Origin of the sequence: Sphingobium herbicidovorans (genome assembly GCF_002080435.1) — a bacterium.
GTDB classification, from domain to species: Bacteria; Pseudomonadota; Alphaproteobacteria; order Sphingomonadales; family Sphingomonadaceae; genus Sphingobium; species Sphingobium herbicidovorans.
Genome location: NZ_CP020539.1, coordinates 214631 through 235190 on the forward strand (window position 1 = coordinate 214631; position 20560 = coordinate 235190).

The 20560-nt window shown below is 63.6% G+C and carries 20 protein-coding genes and 1 other annotated feature; of the genes, 6 read left to right on the forward strand and 14 right to left on the reverse strand.

What is annotated here, in order from left to right; all coding sequences use genetic code 11:
- Nucleotides 1-7 precede the first annotated feature (7 nt).
- From B6S01_RS15635 to B6S01_RS15680, 10 genes are all read right to left on the reverse strand, one after another.
- Nucleotides 8-277, reverse strand: a complete 270-nt coding sequence (locus tag B6S01_RS15635; RefSeq protein WP_037468247.1) for a K+/H+ antiporter subunit F — start codon at nucleotides 275-277, stop codon at nucleotides 8-10.
- Nucleotides 274-762: a Na+/H+ antiporter subunit E gene (locus B6S01_RS15640; protein WP_037468245.1), complete on the reverse strand. Its 489-nt coding sequence runs from the start codon at nucleotides 760-762 to the stop codon at nucleotides 274-276. Before B6S01_RS15640 ends, B6S01_RS15635 begins: the two co-directional genes overlap by 4 nt.
- The gene (locus B6S01_RS15645; RefSeq protein WP_037468243.1) at nucleotides 759-2273 is read right to left on the reverse strand and encodes a monovalent cation/H+ antiporter subunit D; all 1515 of its coding nucleotides are present in this window, start codon (nucleotides 2271-2273) and stop codon (nucleotides 759-761) included. Before B6S01_RS15645 ends, B6S01_RS15640 begins: the two co-directional genes overlap by 4 nt.
- On the reverse strand, nucleotides 2270-2638 hold the full coding sequence (locus tag B6S01_RS15650) for a Na+/H+ antiporter subunit C (RefSeq protein WP_174525909.1): 369 nt from the start codon (nucleotides 2636-2638) through the stop codon (nucleotides 2270-2272). Before B6S01_RS15650 ends, B6S01_RS15645 begins: the two co-directional genes overlap by 4 nt.
- A complete protein-coding gene (locus tag B6S01_RS15655) occupies nucleotides 2635-5487 on the reverse strand; it encodes a monovalent cation/H+ antiporter subunit A (protein WP_037468240.1) in 2853 nt (950 codons plus the stop codon). Before B6S01_RS15655 ends, B6S01_RS15650 begins: the two co-directional genes overlap by 4 nt.
- Nucleotides 5488-5601: 114 nt before the next feature.
- On the reverse strand, nucleotides 5602-6351 hold the full coding sequence (locus B6S01_RS15660) for a hypothetical protein (RefSeq protein WP_231568067.1): 750 nt from the start codon (nucleotides 6349-6351) through the stop codon (nucleotides 5602-5604).
- Nucleotides 6352-6495: 144 nt separating this feature from the next.
- Nucleotides 6496-7494 carry a cytochrome d ubiquinol oxidase subunit II gene (gene cydB, locus B6S01_RS15665; protein WP_037468238.1) on the reverse strand — a complete coding sequence of 333 codons (999 nt, stop codon included), beginning with the start codon at nucleotides 7492-7494 and terminating at the stop codon, nucleotides 6496-6498.
- A complete protein-coding gene (locus B6S01_RS15670) occupies nucleotides 7494-8894 on the reverse strand; it encodes a cytochrome ubiquinol oxidase subunit I (RefSeq protein WP_037468236.1) in 1401 nt (466 codons plus the stop codon). Before B6S01_RS15670 ends, cydB begins: the two co-directional genes overlap by 1 nt.
- A 48-nt stretch (nucleotides 8895-8942) precedes the next feature.
- Nucleotides 8943-9737, reverse strand: coding sequence for a sulfite exporter TauE/SafE family protein (locus B6S01_RS15675; protein ID WP_037468233.1), 795 nt, complete (start codon nucleotides 9735-9737; stop codon nucleotides 8943-8945).
- A gap of 114 nt (nucleotides 9738-9851) precedes the next feature.
- Entirely contained in the window at nucleotides 9852-10769 is a 918-nt protein-coding gene (locus B6S01_RS15680; RefSeq protein WP_037468384.1) for an MBL fold metallo-hydrolase, read from the reverse strand.
- Nucleotides 10770-10870: 101 nt separating this feature from the next.
- Between B6S01_RS15680 and B6S01_RS15685 the strand changes: the two genes are divergently transcribed.
- The 4 genes from B6S01_RS15685 (at nucleotide 10871) to B6S01_RS15700 (ending at nucleotide 15184) form a co-directional block, all read left to right on the forward strand.
- A complete protein-coding gene (locus tag B6S01_RS15685) occupies nucleotides 10871-11497 on the forward strand; it encodes a peroxiredoxin (protein ID WP_037468229.1) in 627 nt (208 codons plus the stop codon).
- The gene (locus B6S01_RS15690; RefSeq protein WP_037468226.1) at nucleotides 11494-11883 is read left to right on the forward strand and encodes an ArsR/SmtB family transcription factor; all 390 of its coding nucleotides are present in this window, start codon (nucleotides 11494-11496) and stop codon (nucleotides 11881-11883) included. Before B6S01_RS15685 ends, B6S01_RS15690 begins: the two co-directional genes overlap by 4 nt.
- Nucleotides 11828-13495: a right-handed parallel beta-helix repeat-containing protein gene (locus B6S01_RS15695; protein WP_234810812.1), complete on the forward strand. Its 1668-nt coding sequence runs from the start codon at nucleotides 11828-11830 to the stop codon at nucleotides 13493-13495. Before B6S01_RS15690 ends, B6S01_RS15695 begins: the two co-directional genes overlap by 56 nt.
- Nucleotides 13496-13567: 72 nt before the next feature.
- Nucleotides 13568-13623, forward strand: a sequence feature (sul1 is cis-regulatory element that is thought to sense ions involved in sulfur or methionine metabolism; They are found in Alphaproteobacteria).
- 64 nt (nucleotides 13624-13687) lie between these two features.
- Entirely contained in the window at nucleotides 13688-15184 is a 1497-nt protein-coding gene (locus B6S01_RS15700; protein WP_037468220.1) for a SulP family inorganic anion transporter, read from the forward strand.
- A 50-nt stretch (nucleotides 15185-15234) separates the two neighbouring features.
- Here the strand turns inward: B6S01_RS15700 and B6S01_RS15705 are convergent, their stop codons facing one another.
- From B6S01_RS15705 to B6S01_RS15715, 3 genes are all read right to left on the reverse strand, one after another.
- Nucleotides 15235-15618, reverse strand: coding sequence for a Rap1a/Tai family immunity protein (locus tag B6S01_RS15705; RefSeq protein WP_081570502.1), 384 nt, complete (start codon nucleotides 15616-15618; stop codon nucleotides 15235-15237).
- Between the two features lie 232 nt (nucleotides 15619-15850).
- Nucleotides 15851-16537: a response regulator transcription factor gene (locus B6S01_RS15710; RefSeq protein ID WP_037468216.1), complete on the reverse strand. Its 687-nt coding sequence runs from the start codon at nucleotides 16535-16537 to the stop codon at nucleotides 15851-15853.
- Entirely contained in the window at nucleotides 16534-18039 is a 1506-nt protein-coding gene (locus B6S01_RS15715; RefSeq protein WP_081570503.1) for an ATP-binding protein, read from the reverse strand. Before B6S01_RS15715 ends, B6S01_RS15710 begins: the two co-directional genes overlap by 4 nt.
- Before the next feature lie 191 nt (nucleotides 18040-18230).
- Between B6S01_RS15715 and B6S01_RS15720 the strand changes: the two genes are divergently transcribed.
- Both B6S01_RS15720 and B6S01_RS15725 read left to right on the forward strand, forming a co-directional pair.
- Nucleotides 18231-18683: a response regulator gene (locus B6S01_RS15720; RefSeq protein WP_051908517.1), complete on the forward strand. Its 453-nt coding sequence runs from the start codon at nucleotides 18231-18233 to the stop codon at nucleotides 18681-18683.
- Nucleotides 18684-18763: 80 nt separating this feature from the next.
- Complete coding sequence (locus tag B6S01_RS15725; RefSeq protein ID WP_094182655.1) at nucleotides 18764-19546, forward strand: hypothetical protein; 783 nt, start codon at nucleotides 18764-18766, stop codon at nucleotides 19544-19546.
- A gap of 62 nt (nucleotides 19547-19608) precedes the next feature.
- On the opposite strand, the gene B6S01_RS15730 is transcribed toward B6S01_RS15725, so the two are convergent.
- A complete protein-coding gene (locus tag B6S01_RS15730) occupies nucleotides 19609-20481 on the reverse strand; it encodes a hypothetical protein (protein ID WP_037468211.1) in 873 nt (290 codons plus the stop codon).
- Nucleotides 20482-20560: the final 79 nt, after the last annotated feature.

Sequence of the window (20560 nt, forward strand, 5' to 3'; positions counted from 1 at the left end):
CCTGCTCCTATTCCACGATGTCGCCGCGCAGCAGGAACTTGGCATAGGCCACCGTTCCCACGAAACCGACCATCGCCAGCAGCAGGGCCGCTTCGAAATAGACGGTGGTTTTCTCCATGATCCCGAACAGGATGATGAACGCGATGGCATTGATGACCATCGTGTCGAGCGCCAATATGCGATCCGCTGCGGTCGGCCCACGCAGCAGGCGGTACAGGTTCAACAGCACGGCCAGCGCGATGCAACCAAGCGCAATGGTCAGGGCCAGCTGGATCATCGGAAAATCTCCATCAGCGGCCTTTCATATCGCGCCTTGATCCGCGCCACTTCCGCCTGCGGATCGCCCGTATCCAGCCCGTGAACCAGCAGATACCGCCCGTCCGTCGATATGTCGGCCGATACCGTGCCGGGCGTCAGGCTGATCGTGCCGGCCAGGACCGTGACGGCTTCGGCAGAACGAAGGTCGAGCGGAACGCTGAGCCAGCAGGAACGCAGGTCGCGGTTCCGGCGGAACAGGACAAGCCGCGCCACATGGAAATTGGCGGTAATGATGTCGCCGATCACCAGCAGCACATAGGCGATGAGCGGCCAGCCATATCTGACCGCTGGGCGATCGGGCCAGAAGGGCGCGGTGAACAGGGGCACCACTATCCCCAGCACAAGGCCGAGCAGGAAGCCGCCCATGCTCAGCTCGTTGAGCACCAGCATCCACATGATGACGAGCAGGAGCGTCAGGCCGGGGTGGGGGAATAGCCGCCTCATTCGCCGCCTTTCCCTTCATCGCCCGAACCCAGGACAGAGCGGACATAGCCGCCCGTATCGAAAATCTGGGCGCTCGTCGCTTCCATATAGGCTGTGGCCGGGCCGGAGCAGATGGTCAGGCCAGCCAGCAGGGCGAGCAGGAAGAAGGCGGGCAGCGCCTCCACTCGGCCTGGGGCTGGCCGGTCGGCATTCACGGGTTGGGTGGCATCCTCTTTCCAGAACAGCCTGCTGCCCGCGCGCGCCAGTCCGATCAGCGCGATCAGACTGGTGCCCAGCACCACGACCCAGATCGCGACGACATGGGGGGACGCCAATGTGGCGCGCAGGATCAGCAGCTTGCCGATGAACCCCGAAAGGGGGGGCAGGCCGGACAGCGCCACGGCCGCCGCCAGGAACAGAAAGGCCAGCATGCCTTGCCCTGCATAGCGCGGCGTCGGGACGATGGCTGCACCCTCCGCGCCACGCCACCGGATTATCAGGTCGACTGTCAGGAACAGCAGGGCGGCCGACAATGTGGTGTGCGGAAGATAATAGAGCGCCGCCGCCATAGCCTGCCCGTCGAACAGGGCGACCGCCGTCAGCAGCATGGCCGTCGACCCGACAAGCCCAAAGGCCGCCATCTCGCGAAGGCCGCGCGCCGCAAGGAGGCCGACGAAGCCCAGCAACATGGTGCCAAGCGCGGCGGGAAGCAGGAACGCGCCCGCCGCATCGCCAAAGATCAGGGGCATCGTCCGCATGATGGCATAGGCCCCCACCTTCGTCATGATCGCGAACAGGGCGGCGACGGCCGGGGCGGCGGCGGCATAGGTTCGGGGCAGCCACAGATGCAACGGCAACAGCGCCGCCTTCAGCGCAAAGACGGCCGCCAGCAGCAGCCCCGCCGCCTGGGCCAGTCCTTGATCGCCTGCGGGCAACATCGCCACGCGCCCCGCCATATGCGCCATGTTGAGCGTGCCGGTCAGGCCATAGAGCAGGCCAAGGGCGACCAGGAACAGCGTCGATCCGATCAGGTTGACGATCACATATTGGACGCCCGCGGTCAGCCGGCGCGCACCCTGACCATGCAGCATCAGGCCATAGGACGCGATCAGCAACACCTCGAAGAACACGAACAGGTTGAACAGGTCGCCGGTCAGGAAAGCGCCATTCAGGCCCAGCAGCTCGAACTGGAACAGCGAATGGAAATGCCATCCCTTGCGGTCCAGCCCGGTGACCGTCGCATGGACTGACACCGCCAGTCCCAGCAGCGCGGTCAGCAGCAGCATCAGCGCCGCCAGCCTGTCCAGAACCAGCACGATGCCGAACGGCGCTGGCCAGTCGCCCAGTGCATAGGCGGTCGGCTCGCCCGCGGTCGCCCATCCCATCAGGATGATGGACACAGCGATCAGGCCTAGCGCCGATCCGATCGAAATGGCCGCGCCGATCCAGCGCCGCCGCCGCAGGAAGAGGAGCGTCGCGGTTCCGGCGAAAGCGGGCAGCAGCAACGGGGCGGCGATCAGCGCTTCTATCATGACTGCGCCTCGCGATCCGGCCTGGGCGGATCGGCTTCGACCGCTCCATCGACCTGGTCGGTGCCTGTCTCCAGAAAGCTGCGAAGCGACAGCACGACCGCCAGCGCCGTCATGCCGAATGAAATCACGATCGCCGTCAGCACCAGCGCCTGGGGAAGCGGATCGGTATAGCTGGTCAGCCCCTTTTCATACAGCGGCGGACTGTTCCGGGTCAGGCGGCCGATGGCGAACAGGAACAGGTTTATCGCATAGGACAGCATGGTGAGGCCCAGCACCACCGGGAAAGTCCGGCCGCGAAGGGTCAGGTAAATGCCCGCGGCGGTCAGCATGCCGATGGCCGATGCGACCAGAAATTCCATGCTCATGCCCGCGCACCCCGCAGCTTGGCCGGGTCGATGTCCATCGGGCCGCTGTCCTCCTCCGGCTCCCTTTGCGCCCGCTGGGCGATGTGGCTGAGTTCCGCGAGCGCCAGCATGACCGCGCCGATGACGGTCATGGCGACGCCGATGTCGAACAGCATGGCGGTCGCCAGTTCGAAAGTGCCGATGATCGGCAAGGTGAAATGGCCAAAGGCGCTGGTGAACAACGGCGCGCCAAAGAACAGCGAGCCAAGGCCGGTCAGCGCGGCGATGATTACGCCCAGGCCGATCAGCAGATGTTCGTCGATCCGTCGCCGCTCGTCCGCCCATTCAAAGCCCGACGCCATATATTGCATCAGCATCGCAATCGACATGACCAGTCCGGCGATGAATCCTCCGCCCGGCATATTGTGCCCACGCAGGAAGATATAGAGGCCGATCATCGTCGCCAGCGGCAGCAGCAGCCGCGCCGCCACGGCGAACATCATCGGGTGGCGCTCGGGGGATCGCGGCAGATCCGCGACCCATTGGCGAAGCCTTTGCCCCGAAATGCCGCGGGTGGCGGGCTGCAACAGCGCGAAGATGGTGAGCGCGGCAATGCCCAGCACCGTGATTTCGCCGAACGTGTCAAACGCGCGGAAGTCCACCAGGATCACGTTGACGACATTGGTCCCGCCGCCATGGGCGTAGCTGTTGGCCCAGTGATAGGCGGAGATGGGATCATTCGGCGGCCGGGTCATCACCGCCCATGCCGCAAGGCCGGTGGCCGCGCCTCCCGCCATTCCGATCAAGCCGTCGCGCAGCCTTCGGCCGTTGCTGGACAACCGCGCCGGTTTCTTCGGCAACAGGTTGAGCGCCAGCAGCAGCAGCAGGATCGTCACGACCTCGACCGAAATCTGCGTCAGCGCCAGATCGGGCGCGGACAGGTAGATGAAGGTCAGCGAAACGATCAGGCCGATGACGCTGATGTAGATGAGTGTCAGGAAACGCTGCCTCTGCGCCTTCACGACCGCAGCGATCGCCGCAATCAACAGCAGCCAGGCGATAACCGCGACCGGCGGCGCAGGCATGGTCGCGCGCGTGCCGGGCGCATAGCCGCCGATCCACACCGCCTGAACCCCCAGCGCGATGGCGACAAGGAACAGCAGGCTGAGCTGCCTTTGCAGCGATCCGTTATGGATGGCGATTGTCACGGCGCGGGCCATGCCGATGAAGCGATGGATACCGCTGTCGAACGCCCGCTTCGCGTCGGGAAGGCGGGCTGCGTCCCAACGGCGCTGGAACTGTCCATGGCGCCAGAGCAGCGCGCCGCCGACGATGATCGCGATGACGCTCATCCCCAGCGCCGGGGTAACGCCATGCCACAGCGCGGGCGCGAATACAGGCGCGCTTCCCCCCGTCACCGCACCTGCTGCCCTGGCGATCAGGCCGGATGTCAGGCTTTGCGGAAACAGCCCGATCAGCACGGTCAGCGCCACCAGCAGGGCCGACGGCGCCCACAGGCCCAGCGGCGGATCATGCGGCTGGGTGGGATAATCATGGCGGCGGCGGCCCAGATAAAGGTGGAAGATGTAGCGCAGCGAATAGGCGACAGACAGGGTCGCGCCGATCACCGCCGCCAGTGGGATGAACCAATGCTGCCCGGCCCAGACGCTATGCGCGGCCTCCTCCAGCATCATCTCCTTGGACAGGAAACCGCCAAAGGGCGGCAGCCCCGCCATGGAAGCGGCGGCGACAATGCCCAGCGTCGCGCTGATCGGCATCAATCCGGCCAGCCCGCCCAGCAGGCGGATGTCCCGCGTTCCTGCTTCATGATCCACGATGCCCGCGTTCATGAACAGCGCAGCCTTGAACAGCGCATGGTTCAACAGGTGGAAAACGCCCACCATCGCGGCGGCGGGCGTGCCCAGGCCGAACAACATGGTGAGCAGGCCAAGATGGCTGACCGTCGAATAGGCGAGGACAGCCTTCAGGTCATGACGAAACAGCGCGACCGCCGCGCCCATGATCATCGTGACAAGGCCCGTCGTCGATACGAGGTAAAACCACAGGTCCGTGCCCGACAGCGCCGGCCATAACCGCGCCAGCAGGAACACGCCCGCCTTCACCATGGTCGCGCTGTGCAGATAGGCGCTGACCGGGGTAGGAGCGGCCATGGCGTGCGGGAGCCAGAAATGGAAAGGGAACTGCGCCGACTTGGTGAAACAGCCGATCAGGATCAGCACCAGCGCCACGGGATAGAGGGGGGAACCGCGAACCGCGTCGCCAGCCGCCAATATGTCGGCCAGTTCGAAAGATCCGGCGATGTCGCCCAGCAGCATCAGCCCGCCGATCAGCGCCAGCCCGCCGCCGCCCGTGACGGCCAGCGCCATGCGCGCGCCCTGCCTGCCTTCCGCCTTGTCGTTGCGAAATCCGATCAGCAGGAAGGAGGACAGGCTCGTCAATTCCCAGAAGATCAGCAGCAGCAGGATGTTCGCCGACAGCGCGATGCCCAGCATCGCTCCCTGAAACAGGAGCATAAGCATCATGAACCGCCCCATCGCTTCGTCGGGCGGCAGATAGTAGCGGGCATAAAGGATGATGAGGAGGCCAATGCCCAGTATCAGGCCCGCGAACAACAGGCCCAGCCCATCGAGCCACAGGCCGAAGTCCAGCCCAAGCATCGGCACCCATGGCGCGTGAAACTGGACCACGCCGCCGGCCATCACGGGGGGCAGCATCGCTGCAAGGAGCAGCAGCCCGGCGAAGGAAGGCGTAATGGCCACCAGCGTCTGCCAGGTCCGGCTCGCGCCGCTCATCATGGAGAGCACTGCGGCACAGGCAAAGGGCAGCAGGGCGATGAGGACCAAAAGCAAAATCTTCTCCCGGACGCCGTTGCTTGGCGCGGTGTGTTGAACCTGAGGGGCGACGGGTTCCTCTTTCCCGCTTCGTCCCCATGAGGCAACCCAAATCGGCAGTTTGCCGCCGATTTAACGGTCGGAGGTGGTCGCTTTTGGCTCGAATATGTCTGGATGTTGCTCGATGAAGCGGCGCAGCGGTCCCTGGAGCCAGTCGCGTCGGCCCCGCCTCATATAAAGCCATCCCGCCCCGCTGATGATGGCAGCGCCCGCGGTGTCCAGTATGAGGTCCCACATCGTGTCGGTCAGGCCGGACGGATCGCCCAGCATCGGCTTTTGCATGGTAAGGCCGAAGCAGCGGTCCATTGCGAACTCGAAGATTTCCCACAAGGTGCCCAGCCCTACCGAAAAGAAGAAGGCGAACAGGGCGACGAACCCCGGCGTCAGGTGGAAATCGACAATGTCATTTTCGTTGAAGATATAGATGATGCAGAAACCGAGCAGCCCCAAAAGCAGGCCTGCGCTTCCATGGAGCATCAGATCCCACCACCAGATGCGCTCATAATAATCACGCACTTCGCCCAGAAAGATCGTCGCGAACAGAAACGCTATTGCAAGCAGCTGGATTTCCGAGGGGATCGGCACGGGCAGGCGTCGCGGAAATAGTATCGGCAGGCATGTCGCCGCCGTCAAACCCAGTATCAGGAAAACATGCATCCAGCGCGCCGAGACAATCGCCCAAAACAGGTCGGCCATCATGACGCCCTGGATGACCAGCAGAACGAGAAGATGTATGCGCTTCACCGGATCGGCCGGAAGGGCGCACATTAATTTCATCATGCTGTAAACGACCTCACCCTTCACCCGTGATGAAGCCATCATGATGCGCCCTTTGTCCTGATGCAATCAGCCGCTTCGGGCTTCACATCAGCCAAAGGCGCAGGCCGAACGACACGGCGGCCAGGACAGCCACGCTCGTCGCCCAGATCCCGATGAACCATATCAGCCTGGCCCAGCGCCCCTGCATCAATGATAGCCTTCGTCGCCGACCTTGCCCCTGAACACCCAATAGGCCCAGGCGGTGTAGGCAAGGATGACGGGCACCAGGATCGCCGCGCCGACCAGCATGAATATCTGGCTGCGATAGGGTGCGGCGGCTTCCCATATCGTGACGCGCGCTGGCACCACATAGGGCCATATCGAAATACCCAGTCCCAGCAGGCAGAGCATGAACAGCCCAAGCGCCCAGATAAAGGGCTGCACATCCTTCTGACGGGAAAGGCTGCGGTAGAACAGGGCCGTCACGATCAGGGTGGCCAGCGGAACCTGCGCCGTCGCAAGGATGCCGGGCCATGACAGCCAGCGGTCCTGATAGCTCGCCTCAAGCGTCAGCGTCGCCAGGCTGACGACGCCGATGACCAGCAGCAGAGCGATGCCCAGCCGCCCGGCATAGCCCGCCGCCTGCCGTTGCAGGTCGCCCTCGGTCTTCCAGTTGAGCCAGCATGCGCCGAGCAGCGCATAGCCGACCAACAGCCCCGCCCCGGTCAGCATGGAAAAGGGCGATAGCCATTCCCACCATCCCCCGGCATAGGCGCGGCCCTCTACACTGATGCCTTGCAGCAACGCGCCCAGCGTCACGCCCTGTGCGAAGGTGGCGACGGCCGAACCGCCCGTGAAGGCCCTGTCCCACCACAGCCGGTGCGCGGGGTCGCGCCAGCGGAACTCGAACGCGACGCCGCGCAGCACAAGCCCCAGCAGCATCGCGATGAGCGGCGCGTAAAGCGCGGGCAGGATGATGGCATAGGCCAGCGGGAAAGCCGCCAGCAAACCGCCGCCGCCCAGCACCAGCCATGTCTCGTTACCGTCCCACACAGGGGCGATGCTGTTCATCGCGGTGTCGCGGTCCTTTCCTGCCCTGAACAGCGGGAACAGGATGCCTATGCCCAGGTCGAAACCGTCCATCACGACATAGGCGATGATCGCAAAGCCGATGATGGCTGCCCAGATGACCGTCAGGTCGACCATCATTCGCCTCCTTCCATGGCGGGTGCGGGGGTTATCCCGGCGGTGCGGATCGGGGCGTCGCTCAACGCGCGCTCATGCGCTTCGGGCGGCTTTTTCATCAGGTGCAGCAGATACCATATGCCCATGCCGAAAACCGCGAAATAGACGAGCACGAACGCGATCAGCGAAGCGGCGACGGCTGGCGCGTCCAAGGGCGAAGCGCTTTGCGCCGTGCGCAGCAGGCCATAGACCGTGAAGGGCTGGCGACCCACTTCTGTCACCGCCCAGCCTGCCAGCACCGCGTTGAAACCCGATGGCCCCATGACCAGCGCGGCCCTGTGCAGCCATCGCCAATCGTAAAGCCGCCGTCGGGCGCGCGCGATCAGGCTCCACATGCCCAGCCCCACCATCGCGAAGCCCAGCCCGACCATGACGCGAAACGCCCAAAAGACGATCGGCACGGGCGGCTCGTCGGTGTCGGGGACAGTGTCCAGTCCTTTAAGCGGCGCGTTCAGGTCATGCTTCAGGATCAGCGATGACGCCTTGGGGATGGAAATGGCATAGTCGATACGCTTGTTCGCGCTGTCCGGGATGCCGGCCAGGATCAGCGGCGCGCCATCGGGGTGGCTGTCATAATGGCCTTCCATCGCCATCACCTTGACCGGCTGGTGCTCCAGCGTGTTGAGGCCGTGCAGGTCGCCCGCGACGACCTGAATCGGCGCGACGATCGCTGCCATCCACATCGCCATGGAAAACATGGTGCGCGCGCCGGGATTGGCGCGATCCTTGAGAAGATGCCAGGCGCCGACCGCGCCGACTGCGAAGGCGGTCGTAAGATAAGCCGCCAGTACGGTGTGGACCAGACGATAGGGAAAGCTGGGGTTGAAGATGATCGCCATCCAGCTGGGGCCGGGCAGGAACTGGCCGTTCGCGCCGATCTCATAGCCAGTCGGCGTCTGCATCCAGCTGTTGACCGACAATATCCAGAATGCGGAAATGAACGTGCCGATCGCCACCGCACAGGTCGCGGCGAAATGCAGCTTGCGCCCCACCTTGTTGATCCCGAACAGCATCACGCCCAGAAAGCCCGCCTCCAGGAAAAAGGCGGTCAGCACCTCATAAGCCATCAGCGGGCCGATGACCGGGCCAGCCTTGTCGGAAAAGACCGACCAGTTGGTGCCGAACTGGTAGGACATGACGATGCCGGACACGACGCCCATGGCGAACACGACCGCGAAGATCTTCAGCCAGTAGCGGTACAGATTGGCGTACACGCCCTTGCCCGTCGCGAGCCACAGCCCCTCCAGCACCATCAGGTAGCTGGCGAGCCCGATCGAAAAGGCCGGGAACAGGAAATGAAAGCTGACCGTAAAGGCGAATTGCGCGCGGGCGAGTATGATGGCGTCCACAGCATCGAACATGGCATGTCCTTTTGACCGGGGCAGAAGGCTAGGGGTAGCGGCTATCGATCAGCTTGTCATGCCCGGCAGCAGGGCGGCCGCGCTTTGCCAGAGCATGTAGAAGGCGACGATGAAGATGAGTCCTGCAAAGACGATGCTGAGACGGCCGGTCTTTTCGCCCAGCCGCTCGGCGGCGCTCGTCCCGGCGAAGCTGCCTGCAACGCCGCCCGCGATGAAAACGAACGCCAGCAGCCAGTCGACAAGGCCGGAAAAGGCGTAGCTGGCCGCAGTCGTAAGACCGAATGCCGTGACGGCGACCAGCGATGTGCCAACCGCCATCAACATCGGCATGCCGGTCGAAGCAACCAGTCCGGGCACGATCAGGAATCCTCCGCCAATGCCGAAAAATCCCGAAAACGCACCAGAGCCAAGACCATAGGCGACGACCTTGGGCGCCTTTTCCCTGTTGCACTCGACGCCGGGGTCGCCGGGATTGCCTCGCCCCTTCAGCATCAACGCGCCGACCACCAGCATCACCAGTGCAAAGAGGAACAGCAGCTTGTCGCCATCCACCATCTTGCCGAAGGTCGATCCGGCGATTGCCCCCACGATCCCCGCCGCGGCGTACATGCCACCGCAGCGCCATTTCACATGATGGGCGCGGGCGTGGCTGGCCAGGCCCGTCGCGGCATTGGCGGCGACCGCCAGCGCGCTCGTGCCGATGGCGACATGGGCGCTCGGCACGCCGACCAGATACACCATCAACGGCACGGCGAGGATTGATCCGCCCCCGCCCACCAGACCCAGGACAAAACCGACCAGGCCGCCCGACAGCGCGCCCAGCGCATAGTGAAGGCTATCCATGACGAATGCCCTGCGCAGATCGGCTTGCCGTCCATCGCGGGCCTTGCGTCATGGGGCACAGGCCGCCAATGCCGAACAGGCCCTCGACCGGCTGGGCATGGGGAAAGGCTGCGCTCATAGCTGGTTCACCGGGATTTTTAGGTAGGTGACGCCATTATCCTCTGCGGGCGGCAGATGCCCCGCGCGCATGTTCACCTGAACCGAGGGCAGGATAAGGCGCGGCATGTCCAGCGTGCGGTCGCGCGCTTCGCGCATCGCCACGAATTCATCCTCGCTTACGCCGTCATGGGCATGGACATTGGCGCGGCGCTGTTCGGCGACCGTCGTTTCCCAGACATAATGGTCGCGCCCTTCCGGCAGATAGTCGTGACACATGAAGAGGCGCGTTTCCGGCGGCAATTCCAGCAGGCGGCGCAGCGAACGGAACAGCGTGCGCGCGTCCCCGCCGGGGAAGTCCGCCCGCGCCGTGCCATAATCCGGCATGAACATGGTATCGCCGACGAACACCGCATCGCCGATGACATAGGCGACGCAGGCGGGCGTGTGGCCCGGCACATGCAGCACCGTCACGGCCACATTGCCGATGTTGAAGCTGTCGCCATCCTTCCATAGCTGGTCGAAGTCCGATCCGTCGCGCCGGAAACCGGGTTCGGCGTTGAACAGCTTGCCGAACGTCTGCTGCACTTCGCAAATATGCGCGCCAATGGCGATCTTTCCGCCCAGCTTCTTCTGGAGATAGGGCGCAGCCGACAGATGGTCGGCATGGGCATGCGTTTCCAGAAGCCAATCGACCGTCAGCCCCTGATCCATGACATAGGCGATGACAGGGTCGGCCGCATCGAAAGACGTGCCGCCGGACGCGGGGTCATAGGCTAGGACGCTGTCTATCACGGCCGCGCGGCGCGTTTCGGCGTCATGGACCACATAAGTCACAGTGAATGTGGTCTCATCGAAAAAGGACTGGATCACCGGGACGCCTTTTCGTGCGGCGACCACCTGGCCGGCGGCCTTGGCGAGTGCTTCATCGGACATGTGCGTCTCCATGATTTAACATTTACACTAATTATGTATTATATTATCTTGAAATCGTCAAGGGCTTGCTCTCCGCCATGGTCCCTTGCAGTGAGGCCGACATGAGTGACGACGACACGACTTGCGAAACCGGAATGCTGCGGATCGGCGACATTGCTCCCGATTTTCGCGCACGTTCGACACAGGGCGACTTTCAGCTTTCCGCCTTGCGCGGGCAGTGGGTGATCTTCTTTTCCCATCCTGCCGATTTTACGCCCGTATGCAGTACGGAATTCTCCGCATTGGCGCGTCGGCAGGCGGAGTTCGACGCGCTTGGCTGCACGCTGGTCGGACTGTCGGTCGATAGCCTGTACGCCCACCTTGCCTGGGTTCGGGCGCTGAAAGACCTTTTCGACGTCGAAATCGGCTTTCCGATCATTGAGGATCCCAGCATGGCGGTGGGCCGCGCCTATGGCATGATCGGCGACGACGCCCCGGACAGCATGACCATGCGATCGACCTTTTTCATCGATCCGCTGGGCGTCATTCGCGCGACGACCTGCTACCCCCATAATGTGGGGCGCTCGGTCGATGAGATGCTGCGGCTGGTGCGCGCCTTGCAGACGGTCGATGCGGCAGACAGGTTGACGCCGGAAGGATGGGTCGAGGGACAGCCGCTGCTTCTGCCGGCCGCAGACCGGGCCGACGCGGCGGCTGACTGGTTCTGCCGGTTCGAGCCAAAGCCGTGAAGGGCCTGTACGAAGATCGCGACGCCGCGACCGCTGCTGCTGAAAAGATCAGGGCCTTCGCGCAGGCGCAGCGCCTGATGATCCTGTCCTGCCTGCTTCAGGGCGAACGAAATGTGGGGGAGATCGCCGAAATAACCGGCATCGGCCAGCCCGCGCTCAGCCAGCAACTGGGCGAATTGCGCCGGGCCGAACTGGTCCAGACCCGCAAGGAAGCCAAGCAGGTCTGGTACATGCTCGCCAGCGAAAGCGTCGCCCTGTGCATGCGGAATATCGAAGCGATGTTCGCCGGGATCGGATCTGCGCAGCCGGTCGTTACACAAAGCGCGCGCGATGCTCCGCCAGTCACGGCAGGGGTCGCATCCTTCGCCCAGATCATCGGGCGTTGAGCTAAGGGCCGGGGAGGTTATCGTCGTCATCGCCATGCTGAAAGCAAGCGCCTTCGCGCCATCGGAAAGGCGCGGTCGGCGTCTGTTGCTGCCGCTTCTTTTCCTTTTCGCGATGCTCACCGCCACCGGGGCCAGCGCGCGGGATTATCATGTGGACGCGGTCAACGGGGACGACCGGAACGACGCGTCCTCGCCAGCAACCGCCTGGCAATCGCTCGCCCGGATCGGGAAAGCCCATCTCAGGCCGGGTGACCGGGTGCTGCTGGCCGCCGGATCGGTCTGGCGAGAGCCGCTCGTCATCTCCCGATCGGGAAGGCGAAACGCACCGATCATCGTCGGGACCACGGGAACTGGCGCGCGCCCACGGATCGATGCGGGCGGCGTTTCGGAATATGGGGTGGCGATCCTGAACGCTGAATATGTCGAGGTCGGCGGGCTGGAAGTCACCAACGACGCCGCGCCGCCCGCACCCCGCTACGGCGTGCTGGTATCGCAGCAGGACGCAGGGGTCGCGCGCAACATCGCCGTGCGGGACATGTATATCCATGACGTGCGCGGCTCGAACGAGCGGAAGGACAATGGCGGCATCGTTTTCCGGGCGCTGGGCGGCAAGCGGGCGACGCGCTTTCACAATCTGACGATCGAACGCAATATCATCTGGCGTGTGGACCGGTCGGGGATCGCTGGCATCAGCGATCAGGTCACGCTGGATCGCTGGTTTCCGAGCGAAAAGGTGGTTATCCGCGACAATTATCTTGAAGACATTGGCGGCGACGGCATCGTGCCACGGGGCACGGACGGCGCGCTGGTCGAACATAATGTGGTCCGCTATGCGGCTGGCCGCGCGCCCGGCTATAATGTCGCCATCTGGCAATGGAGCACCGACAACACGCTGATCCAGCTGAACGAGGCGGCCTTTACCCAGGGCAGATGGGACGGGCAGGGATTTGATTCCGATTTCAACTCGCGCGGCACGATCATCGCCCATAATTTCAGCCATGATAATGAAGGCGGTTTCGTCCTGATCTGCTCGCCCGGACGGACGGGGCCGGACAATATCGGCAATCATGGCAGCCTCGTGCGCGCGAATGTCAGCCGCCATGACGGCGCGCGGGTCATCCAGCTGTCCGGCGGCATCGGCCATGCGCGGATAGAAGGCAACGTCATCCATGTCGGCAGTCACCAGGACATCACCATGGTCGCCGCGACCCAGTGGCAGGGCTGGCCAAGCGAGGTCAGCTTCACCAACAATCTTTTCGCGGTCGCCGGCGCCGTGCGCTATGGGCATGAAACAGGCCGCGATGGGCCGGATTATATCGTCGCGCCCGGCTTTCCCCATTCGCCCGCGATCCGGTTCGACGGCAACCGTTTCCTTGGCCGCCATGTCGATGCGCCTGACGATCCGCGCGGCATCTGGCAGGCGGACTATCAGGCGGCCGAGGCGGACTGGTCGGTCCCCACATTCGATCCCGCCAATCCCGAAGGGTTCGACGCGTTTCTCGTCAGCCATCGCACCTGGATGATGACCATGCTTGCAAGGGAGCTTGGCCAGCCCGTCACGCTTCTCACACCCCGCCGCACCACCTGGGTCGAAGCTCGGCGCAAGCCATGATCGCCAATGGCCGGGCAGGACCAGACGCCTCTTGCCACCGGCCATTTTCATGCGTTAAGGCACGCGCATTCGCAAGGACCCGGTGAAAATCCGGGTGGCTATTCCGGCCGCCGATCCGCCGGACAACATCACACATGACCTGCAATGATCCGCGCTTCAAAGCGCCATGTGCCTTGATGTGGAAATTTTTGAATGACTGGCAATTCTACCCCCTATCGTCGGCAATGGTTCACCGATGGCGCATCCATGCGCAAGGAACTGCTGGCGGGCATCGTCGTTGCGCTCGCTCTTATTCCCGAAGCCATCGGCTTTTCGATCATCGCGGGGGTCGATCCGCGCGTGGGCCTCTATGCCTCGGTGGCCATCGCCATGGTGATAGCGTTCATCGGCGGCCGTCCCGGCATGATCTCCGCCGCGACGGCGGCCGTTGCGGTGCTGGTGACGCCGCTGGTGCGCGAACATGGCGTCGAATATCTTTTCGCCGCGACCATATTGATGGGCGTGATTCAGGCGGTGGCGGGTCTGCTGCGGCTGGACCTGCTGATGCAGTTCGTGTCGCGCTCGGTCATTACCGGCTTCGTCAACGCGCTGGCGATCCTGATTTTCCTGGCGCAGCTGCCGCAACTGACCAATGTGGGGTGGCAAACCTACACGATGGTCGCGGGCGGCCTTGCCATCATCTATCTGTTCCCTCGCCTTACGAAGGCCGTGCCATCGCCGCTCGTCGCGATCCTGCTGCTGACGTTCATCAGCATCGGGATGGGCCTGCCGGTGAACACGGTCGGCGACATGGGGAAACTGCCTGAAGGATTGCCCGCATTCGCATTCCCGCAGGTGCCGCTGACGCTGGACACGCTGCGCATCATCCTGCCCTATTCGGTGACGATGGCGGCGGTCGGGCTGCTGGAATCGCTGCTGACGGCGCAGATCGTGGACGACATGACCGACACGGACAGCGACAAGCGGCGCGAATGCCTGGGGCAGGGCGGGGCGAACGTCGTTTCGGCCTTTCTGGGCGGCATGGGCGGCTGCGCGATGATCGGCCAGTCGGTCATCAACGTGACATCGGGCGGTCGCGGTCGGCTATCGACATTCGTGGCGGGCGCTTTCCTGCTGTTCCTGCTCGCCGTGTTGGGACCGTGGGTGGGACAGGTGCCGATGCCCGCGCTGGTGGCCGTCATGATCATGGTGTCGATCGGCACATTCAGCTGGAATTCGATTCCCAATCTGCGCCGCCATCCGCCGACATCCTCAGTGGTGATGCTGGTGACCGTGGCGGTCGTGGTGGCGACGCGCGACCTGTCGCTGGGCGTGCTGGCGGGCGTGCTGCTTTCGGGCATATTCTTCGCTGGCAAGGTGCAGCGTATGTTCGCCGTGGAACTTAGCCTGTCCGAAGATGGCGCTCATGCGACCTATCGGGTGACGGGGCAGATTTTCTTTGCCTCGGTCGATCGGTTCACCCGCGCTTTTCAAGGCCAACAGCGCGCCCCCCATGTCACGATCGACGTGTCGGCGGCGCACTTCTGGGACATTTCCGCCGTCGCCGCGCTGGACAAGATCGTCGCGCGGCTGCGGCGCGAAGGGCAGATGGTGAATGTCATCGGCTATAACAGGGCCAGCGCCGACATCGTCGATCGCTTCGCGCTGCATGACAAGACGGGCGTGGAAATGGGCACGGTGCCGCACTGACGGTCTGGCGCTTCCCGGTTCCACAAGGGCTGGACGCGTTGACGGTGCGATCACTGTTCGGCGAGGATGGCGGAGGCCGGACCCGGACAGGATAGCCGGTCGGCGATGGCGGCGTGGACCGCGGCTGCGGCAGACAGCGAACGCAGTTGGGCATCGCCGGACAGCCGGTTCAGCACCAGTTCCGCAGCCGCTTGATTAGTGATTTCGGTGCGGCAGATCGCCCGACTGCCCCCCTCTCCGTCGGCGTAGAACATGCCGTCGATGACGCCAGCGACATACATCGAACATTGGCCGTAATTGGGCTGCGAACATATTTCGAACAGCCGTTCGCCCGAGAAGAAGGCCGGTATGTCTCTCGTCCCCTCCACGGCCTCGCTCGCCGAAACCGGTACGGTCGCCGCCGCGAAGAACATGAGAATGAATGACCGGCTCATGATGTCTTCCTCACATATTCCATGGGCAGCTTTGGTCCGATTGATCCGGCCCCGCTGCTTCGTCCCTCAAGCAGAAGAATCTCCCTGACTTGAGAAGATTATGGCGTTGATCTTACCCCAATCGCCGGAATCGCAAAACCGGGCGAACACCCTCTGAACCCATTACCGGATTGCCCTTATCGTACAGACGTGTCGGCTGAACGAATTGGAAACGACGATCAGGCGGCCCATCTCAATTAGCCGCGATCAGGCGATATCCGACGCCTGGTTCGGTCAGCAGCAGGGAAGGATCGGAAGGATCCTGTTCGATCTTCTGGCGCAGCAGCCCGATATAGACACGCAGATATTGCGTATCGGTCGCCTCCGCTCCCCATCCGGCGGCCAGCAATCGCTTGTGCGTGACGACCTGCCCGGCCTTGCGCGCCAAAGTTTGCAAAAGGTCATATTCCTTGGGCGACAGCTTGACCTGCTCACCTGACAAAGTGACGCGGCGGGTGGGAAAATCAATCGTCAGCCCGCCCGCGCAATAGGTTGACGCCTCTGCCTTCGACAATGAATGCCGCCGGATGGCCGCGCGCATGCGGGCCATCAATTCTCCGATCTCGAACGGCTTGTTGACATAATCGTCCGCTCCTTCGTCCAGGGCGGAAATCTTCTCCGCTTCCTGGTGCCGCGCCGAAATGACGATGACGGGCACATCCTGGTCAAGGCGGATGCGTTGCAGCAGCGACTTGCCGTCAATGTCGGGCAAGCCCAGATCCAGCAATATCAGGTCGAATTCGACCGCTTCGATGGCGGCCATGGCCCCGCGTCCATCCTGCGCGACGGTGATGCGGTATCCAGCCGTCTCCAGAACGGGCTGAAGCACGTCGATCAGGGAAGGCTCGTCGTCCACGACAAGGATATGCAGGGCGGTCATGTGGGCGAGGTCTCTGTGGCTAGGGGAAGCATGATGGTGATGGTCGCGCCGCGTCCGCCCGGACCCGGCGAAGCCGCACTGATCCGGCCGCCAAGCGCTTCGACAAAGCCCTTGGCGATGGCCAGCCCCAGCCCGCTTCCGCGCGGCGATGCGTGGGGACGGGATACGCGATAGAAACGGGTAAAGACCCTTTCGAGGTCGTCGGGCGGTATGCCCTGCCCCTCATCCGTTATGCTGATGACGCAATAATCGCCCTCGCGCCGGACATCGACATCGATGCGTGTGCCGTTCTCACTATAGATAACCGCGTTGTCGAGCACATTGACCAGCACCAGTTCGAACATGGCGGCATCGACTGTCACCAGCAGATCATCGTCGCTTGCCCGGCGCACGATCTGGCGATCGCCCGCCCGTGGACGCACCCTCTGCACGATCGCGCCGATCGTGTCGGCGACGCCCAATGTCTGCCTGCGCGCGAGCGACTGGCCCGCTTCCAGGCGGCTCATCTCCAGAAGGTTGGATGTGTAACGGTTCAGGCGGTCGCATTCGCTGACGATTCCCCGCAACAGACGCTCCGCCGCCGCCGGATCGAGCTTGTCGCGAAACTCGATCAGGCTCGATGCCGAAGCGCTGATCGCGGTCAGCGGCGTGCGAAAATCGTGGCTGACCGATGAAAGCAGTGCCGTCTTGAGTTCCTCCGTCCTCGCCTGGGCGCGGCGCTCGGCATTGCTTTCCGACAGCGCGGCACGCTCGACCGCCAGCGCGATCAGATTTGCAAGCGCCGACATGAATGCGCTTTCCAGTCGTCGGGACGGGCCATGCTCGAACAGGATGACGCCTTCAAATCCCGTGCTGCTGTCCAGCCGATAGACCGTAAACGGGCCTTCTTCGCGCGGACCGCCCGAATATCTTGTCGCGTCCTGAACCAGATGAAGCCCCTTATCCCTTTCCGGCGCCTTACGCGCCGCGTCGAAGGATCCATCCCTGACAAGGAACAGCGTCGGCGTCGCGCCGCCAACGCCCGACAGATGATCGTCCAGCGCCCTGGCGATGTCCGGGACGCGCAGCGCGGATTGAAGGGACTGGCTGATGTCCAGCAGGCTGCGCAATTGCCGGTTGCCGCGGTCGGCGGCGGTGGCGCGTTCCTTTAGCCGCGCGGCAAGAATGCCGGCCACCACTGCGCACAGGCTGAACAGCAGCAGGGGCATGAAGTCCCGGCTGGTGGAAATCTGAAAGCTCAGGACCGGCTCGACCAGATAGAAATTATAAAGCAGGAACGCCGCCGTCGCCGCGACAAGCGCCGGGCCCAGCCCGCCGATCGCGCCCCAGATTACGACGCCCAACACAAAGAACAGGGCAGCGGCGACGCGCCCCAGCGCGGGTTGCATATATATGGCGATGAACCAGGACGGCAGCACGATGGCGGCCGCCAGCATGCTCATCCGCCAGGGCCGCGCTGCCCCTTCGTGCGACGGCGCGCTTCGATGCTTGGCGTGGATCATGGACGCGCTGGCGGCAGGCGGCGACTGCAAGGCATTTCCCAGCTTAGCCAGCAGGCCTGGCCCGGTCCATGCATATAAAAGCTATAATAACGCCATGCTGCCGAGCGTGCTTAAATAGGCGCCGAGCAAGGGATTGGGCTGAGATCAGGGACACCGCGACCACAGATCCCACCTCGATAATATGGGGCAGCATGACACCGAACGGGGGGTTCGCAAGGGCAGGGGAGACGGGCAGGCCCCGTTTTCCAAGGCCGGTCATCATTCTCGTCGTGGAGGATGAAGCCCTTGTCAGCATGAACGTCTGTGAATTTCTGATCGATCAGGAATTTACGGTTTTCGCGGCGCAGAATGTTGATGACGCGCTAGGTATTCTTGACGAACTGGATGGCGGAGTTGATCTGATTTTTACCGATGTGAACATGCCTGGCGGACGCGACGGTTTCGATCTGGTCCGGCAAGCCAGCAGGCGTTGGCCCGCGATCCGCATGCTGATCACATCGGGCGGATTGCACCATGGGCTTCCGGACGACCTGCGCCGGTTTGGGCCCATCCTTCCGAAGCCCTATCGTTTCGACGCCCTGGCATCGCACATAATCGACGCCATTTTCCCTTCCCCCGAACCGCCAAATTTATTGGCGACCTGAGGGCGTCCTTCAAAGCAACCGTGGCCGCCCCATGGCGTTGAACGCTGTGTACGCAGCCACTTAAACCGGAGCAGATATCAATGCACAAAATGATGCTTACGACCTTCCTTCTTACCGCAGCCCTGCCCGCCGCCGCGCAGGAAGCGCCGGCTGCCGCACCCGCGAACCCCGCAGCGCCAGCCGCACCCGCGGAATCAACTGCGCAGACGCCCGCCGCCGCCCCGGCCGCGGCTCCCGCCGCTACGCTCAGCCAGGAACAGATCGTCGCCTTCAACAAGGCCGTCACCGATTTCACCGCTGGCCAGCAGGCGCAGCAGCAGGGCGACAACATGACCGCCGTCGCCAAATATGAAGCCGCGCTTCCCGCCATCCGCGACGCGGTGAAGACCCAGCCCGACAAGATCGAAAATGTGAACTTCCTTGCCAACGCGCTGTATGCGACGGCCGCGGCGAACGCCGCCTTGCAGAAGCTCGACGCCGTCGCCCCGCTCTATGAAGAAAGCCTGCCGCACTGGCGCAAGGTCGTTGCCGCCAACCCGACCGATGCCCAGAGCAGGGGCGTGTTGACCGGCATCCTGATCCAGTTGGGCAATTTCAAGCTGGGCAAGCAGGACAAGGCGGGCGCAGACCCCTTCTATGCCGAAGCCATCCCGCTCGCCCGCAAGGCCGTCGCTGAACAGTCCAACCCGGTAAACCGCAACCTGCTGCTCGCCGCGCTCATCGGCGCCAGCCAGACCAGCGAGGATGCGGCGCTAAAGGCTGAAGCGGCGACCTTGTCCAAGGCGATGCTCGCCGATGGCAGTGTCGATGCGGCCAACAAGCCGTCCGCCCAGGTCCTTGCCCAGATGGCGAAGGCTGGCTGACATCGACCGTCCGGTGCGCCGCAGGCCGACAGGCCCGTGGCGCGCCGGGGCGTTTCACCCGATCATCGCCATTCGACGATCGGCTCGTCCTTGCCAGGCGCGACGAACGCCACCCGTTCGAACTGAACCGCAATCACGCAACGCGGCGCGACCGATGGGCTGGCCTGTGAGCAGTGAATGGGCTGGCCATCGGGAAAGCCGCTGATCTTGCCTTCCAGTTGAAGCTGATAGCCATTGCTCGACGGCGTTTCATTTTCCTTCAGCTTGACCGTCGACGAATAGGGCCGATTGCCGCGCCTCAATGTGCGCGAACCTTCGGGCGAGTAGAATTGGGCAATCGCCAGCCGTCGCTGGGAAGCGTCCAGCATATCGTCTGTCGGGGCCAGATCGTCCGCCCCGCATTGCTCCGTCCGCGTCCATGGACGCCGCAACCAGAAGCCCTCGACCGCATCGAAGGTCATTTCACCGGCAAGCTGCTTCACCCATTCCGTTTCGGCGAGATCGCTGGCCTGCGCGGTCAGGCGAAGCGCCCGGCTTTTCGGGTTGAAGCTCCATCCCGCCCAGCTGGGCTTTTCCTTCGCGTCCGCGCCCTTGGGGTCCGCCATTTCGCCCCGGCAGCCAAAGGGCATGCGCAGGACGAACGAGCGCCCGGTCAGCGCCGCGTTGGATTGTGGCAGGGCGGACCCGCTTGCCGCCGCGTCGGCCGCGCTTGCCGCCGCAGCGAGAAGGGCGGCGCGGTCAAGCGGCGGGGAAGGGACGGGGATCACCGGAATTTTCGGCACTTCCACGACAGGCGCGGGGTCCTGCACAATCTGTTCGTCGGGCGCGGGGGTTTTTGCTGGCTCCTTGTCTGCAAGGACGAAAGCCAGCACGCCGCCCGCTCCGGCCGCGATCAGGTGGGTAAGGATGCGAAACCGGATATTATGTTCGGCCATGTTCGACAGCCTAGCAGATAGTGTCGGGCAAATTGACCCCTTAGAGGATCGAATTTGCAGCTTTTTTTGCATTTCTTCT

Excerpts from the sequence above, each read along its gene's own strand:
- cydB (WP_037468238.1), bottom strand. The coding sequence starts at position 7,494 with ATGGTCGACCTGACGGTCATCTGGGCAGCCATCATCGGCTTTGCGATC.
- B6S01_RS15680 (WP_037468384.1), bottom strand. The coding sequence starts at position 10,769 with ATGTCCGATGAAGCACTCGCCAAGGCCGCCGGCCAGGTGGTCGCCGCA.
- B6S01_RS15705 (WP_081570502.1), bottom strand. The coding sequence starts at position 15,618 with ATGAGCCGGTCATTCATTCTCATGTTCTTCGCGGCGGCGACCGTACCG.
- B6S01_RS15660 (WP_231568067.1), bottom strand. The coding sequence starts at position 6,351 with ATGATGGCTTCATCACGGGTGAAGGGTGAGGTCGTTTACAGCATGATG.
- B6S01_RS15670 (WP_037468236.1), bottom strand. The coding sequence starts at position 8,894 with ATGTTCGATGCTGTGGACGCCATCATACTCGCCCGCGCGCAATTCGCC.
- B6S01_RS15715 (WP_081570503.1), bottom strand. The coding sequence starts at position 18,039 with ATGATCCACGCCAAGCATCGAAGCGCGCCGTCGCACGAAGGGGCAGCG.
- B6S01_RS15640 (WP_037468245.1), bottom strand. The coding sequence starts at position 762 with ATGAGGCGGCTATTCCCCCACCCCGGCCTGACGCTCCTGCTCGTCATC.
- B6S01_RS15710 (WP_037468216.1), bottom strand. The coding sequence starts at position 16,537 with ATGACCGCCCTGCATATCCTTGTCGTGGACGACGAGCCTTCCCTGATC.
- B6S01_RS15645 (WP_037468243.1), bottom strand. The coding sequence starts at position 2,273 with ATGATAGAAGCGCTGATCGCCGCCCCGTTGCTGCTGCCCGCTTTCGCC.
- B6S01_RS15635 (WP_037468247.1), bottom strand. The coding sequence starts at position 277 with ATGATCCAGCTGGCCCTGACCATTGCGCTTGGTTGCATCGCGCTGGCC.
- B6S01_RS15730 (WP_037468211.1), bottom strand. The coding sequence starts at position 20,481 with ATGGCCGAACATAATATCCGGTTTCGCATCCTTACCCACCTGATCGCG.
- B6S01_RS15650 (WP_174525909.1), bottom strand. The coding sequence starts at position 2,638 with ATGAGCATGGAATTTCTGGTCGCATCGGCCATCGGCATGCTGACCGCC.
- B6S01_RS15685 (WP_037468229.1), top strand. The coding sequence starts at position 10,871 with ATGAGTGACGACGACACGACTTGCGAAACCGGAATGCTGCGGATCGGC.
- B6S01_RS15725 (WP_094182655.1), top strand. The coding sequence starts at position 18,764 with ATGCACAAAATGATGCTTACGACCTTCCTTCTTACCGCAGCCCTGCCC.
- B6S01_RS15720 (WP_051908517.1), top strand. The coding sequence starts at position 18,231 with ATGACACCGAACGGGGGGTTCGCAAGGGCAGGGGAGACGGGCAGGCCC.
- B6S01_RS15695 (WP_234810812.1), top strand. The coding sequence starts at position 11,828 with ATGCTCCGCCAGTCACGGCAGGGGTCGCATCCTTCGCCCAGATCATCG.
- B6S01_RS15700 (WP_037468220.1), top strand. The coding sequence starts at position 13,688 with ATGACTGGCAATTCTACCCCCTATCGTCGGCAATGGTTCACCGATGGC.
- B6S01_RS15675 (WP_037468233.1), bottom strand. The coding sequence starts at position 9,737 with ATGGATAGCCTTCACTATGCGCTGGGCGCGCTGTCGGGCGGCCTGGTC.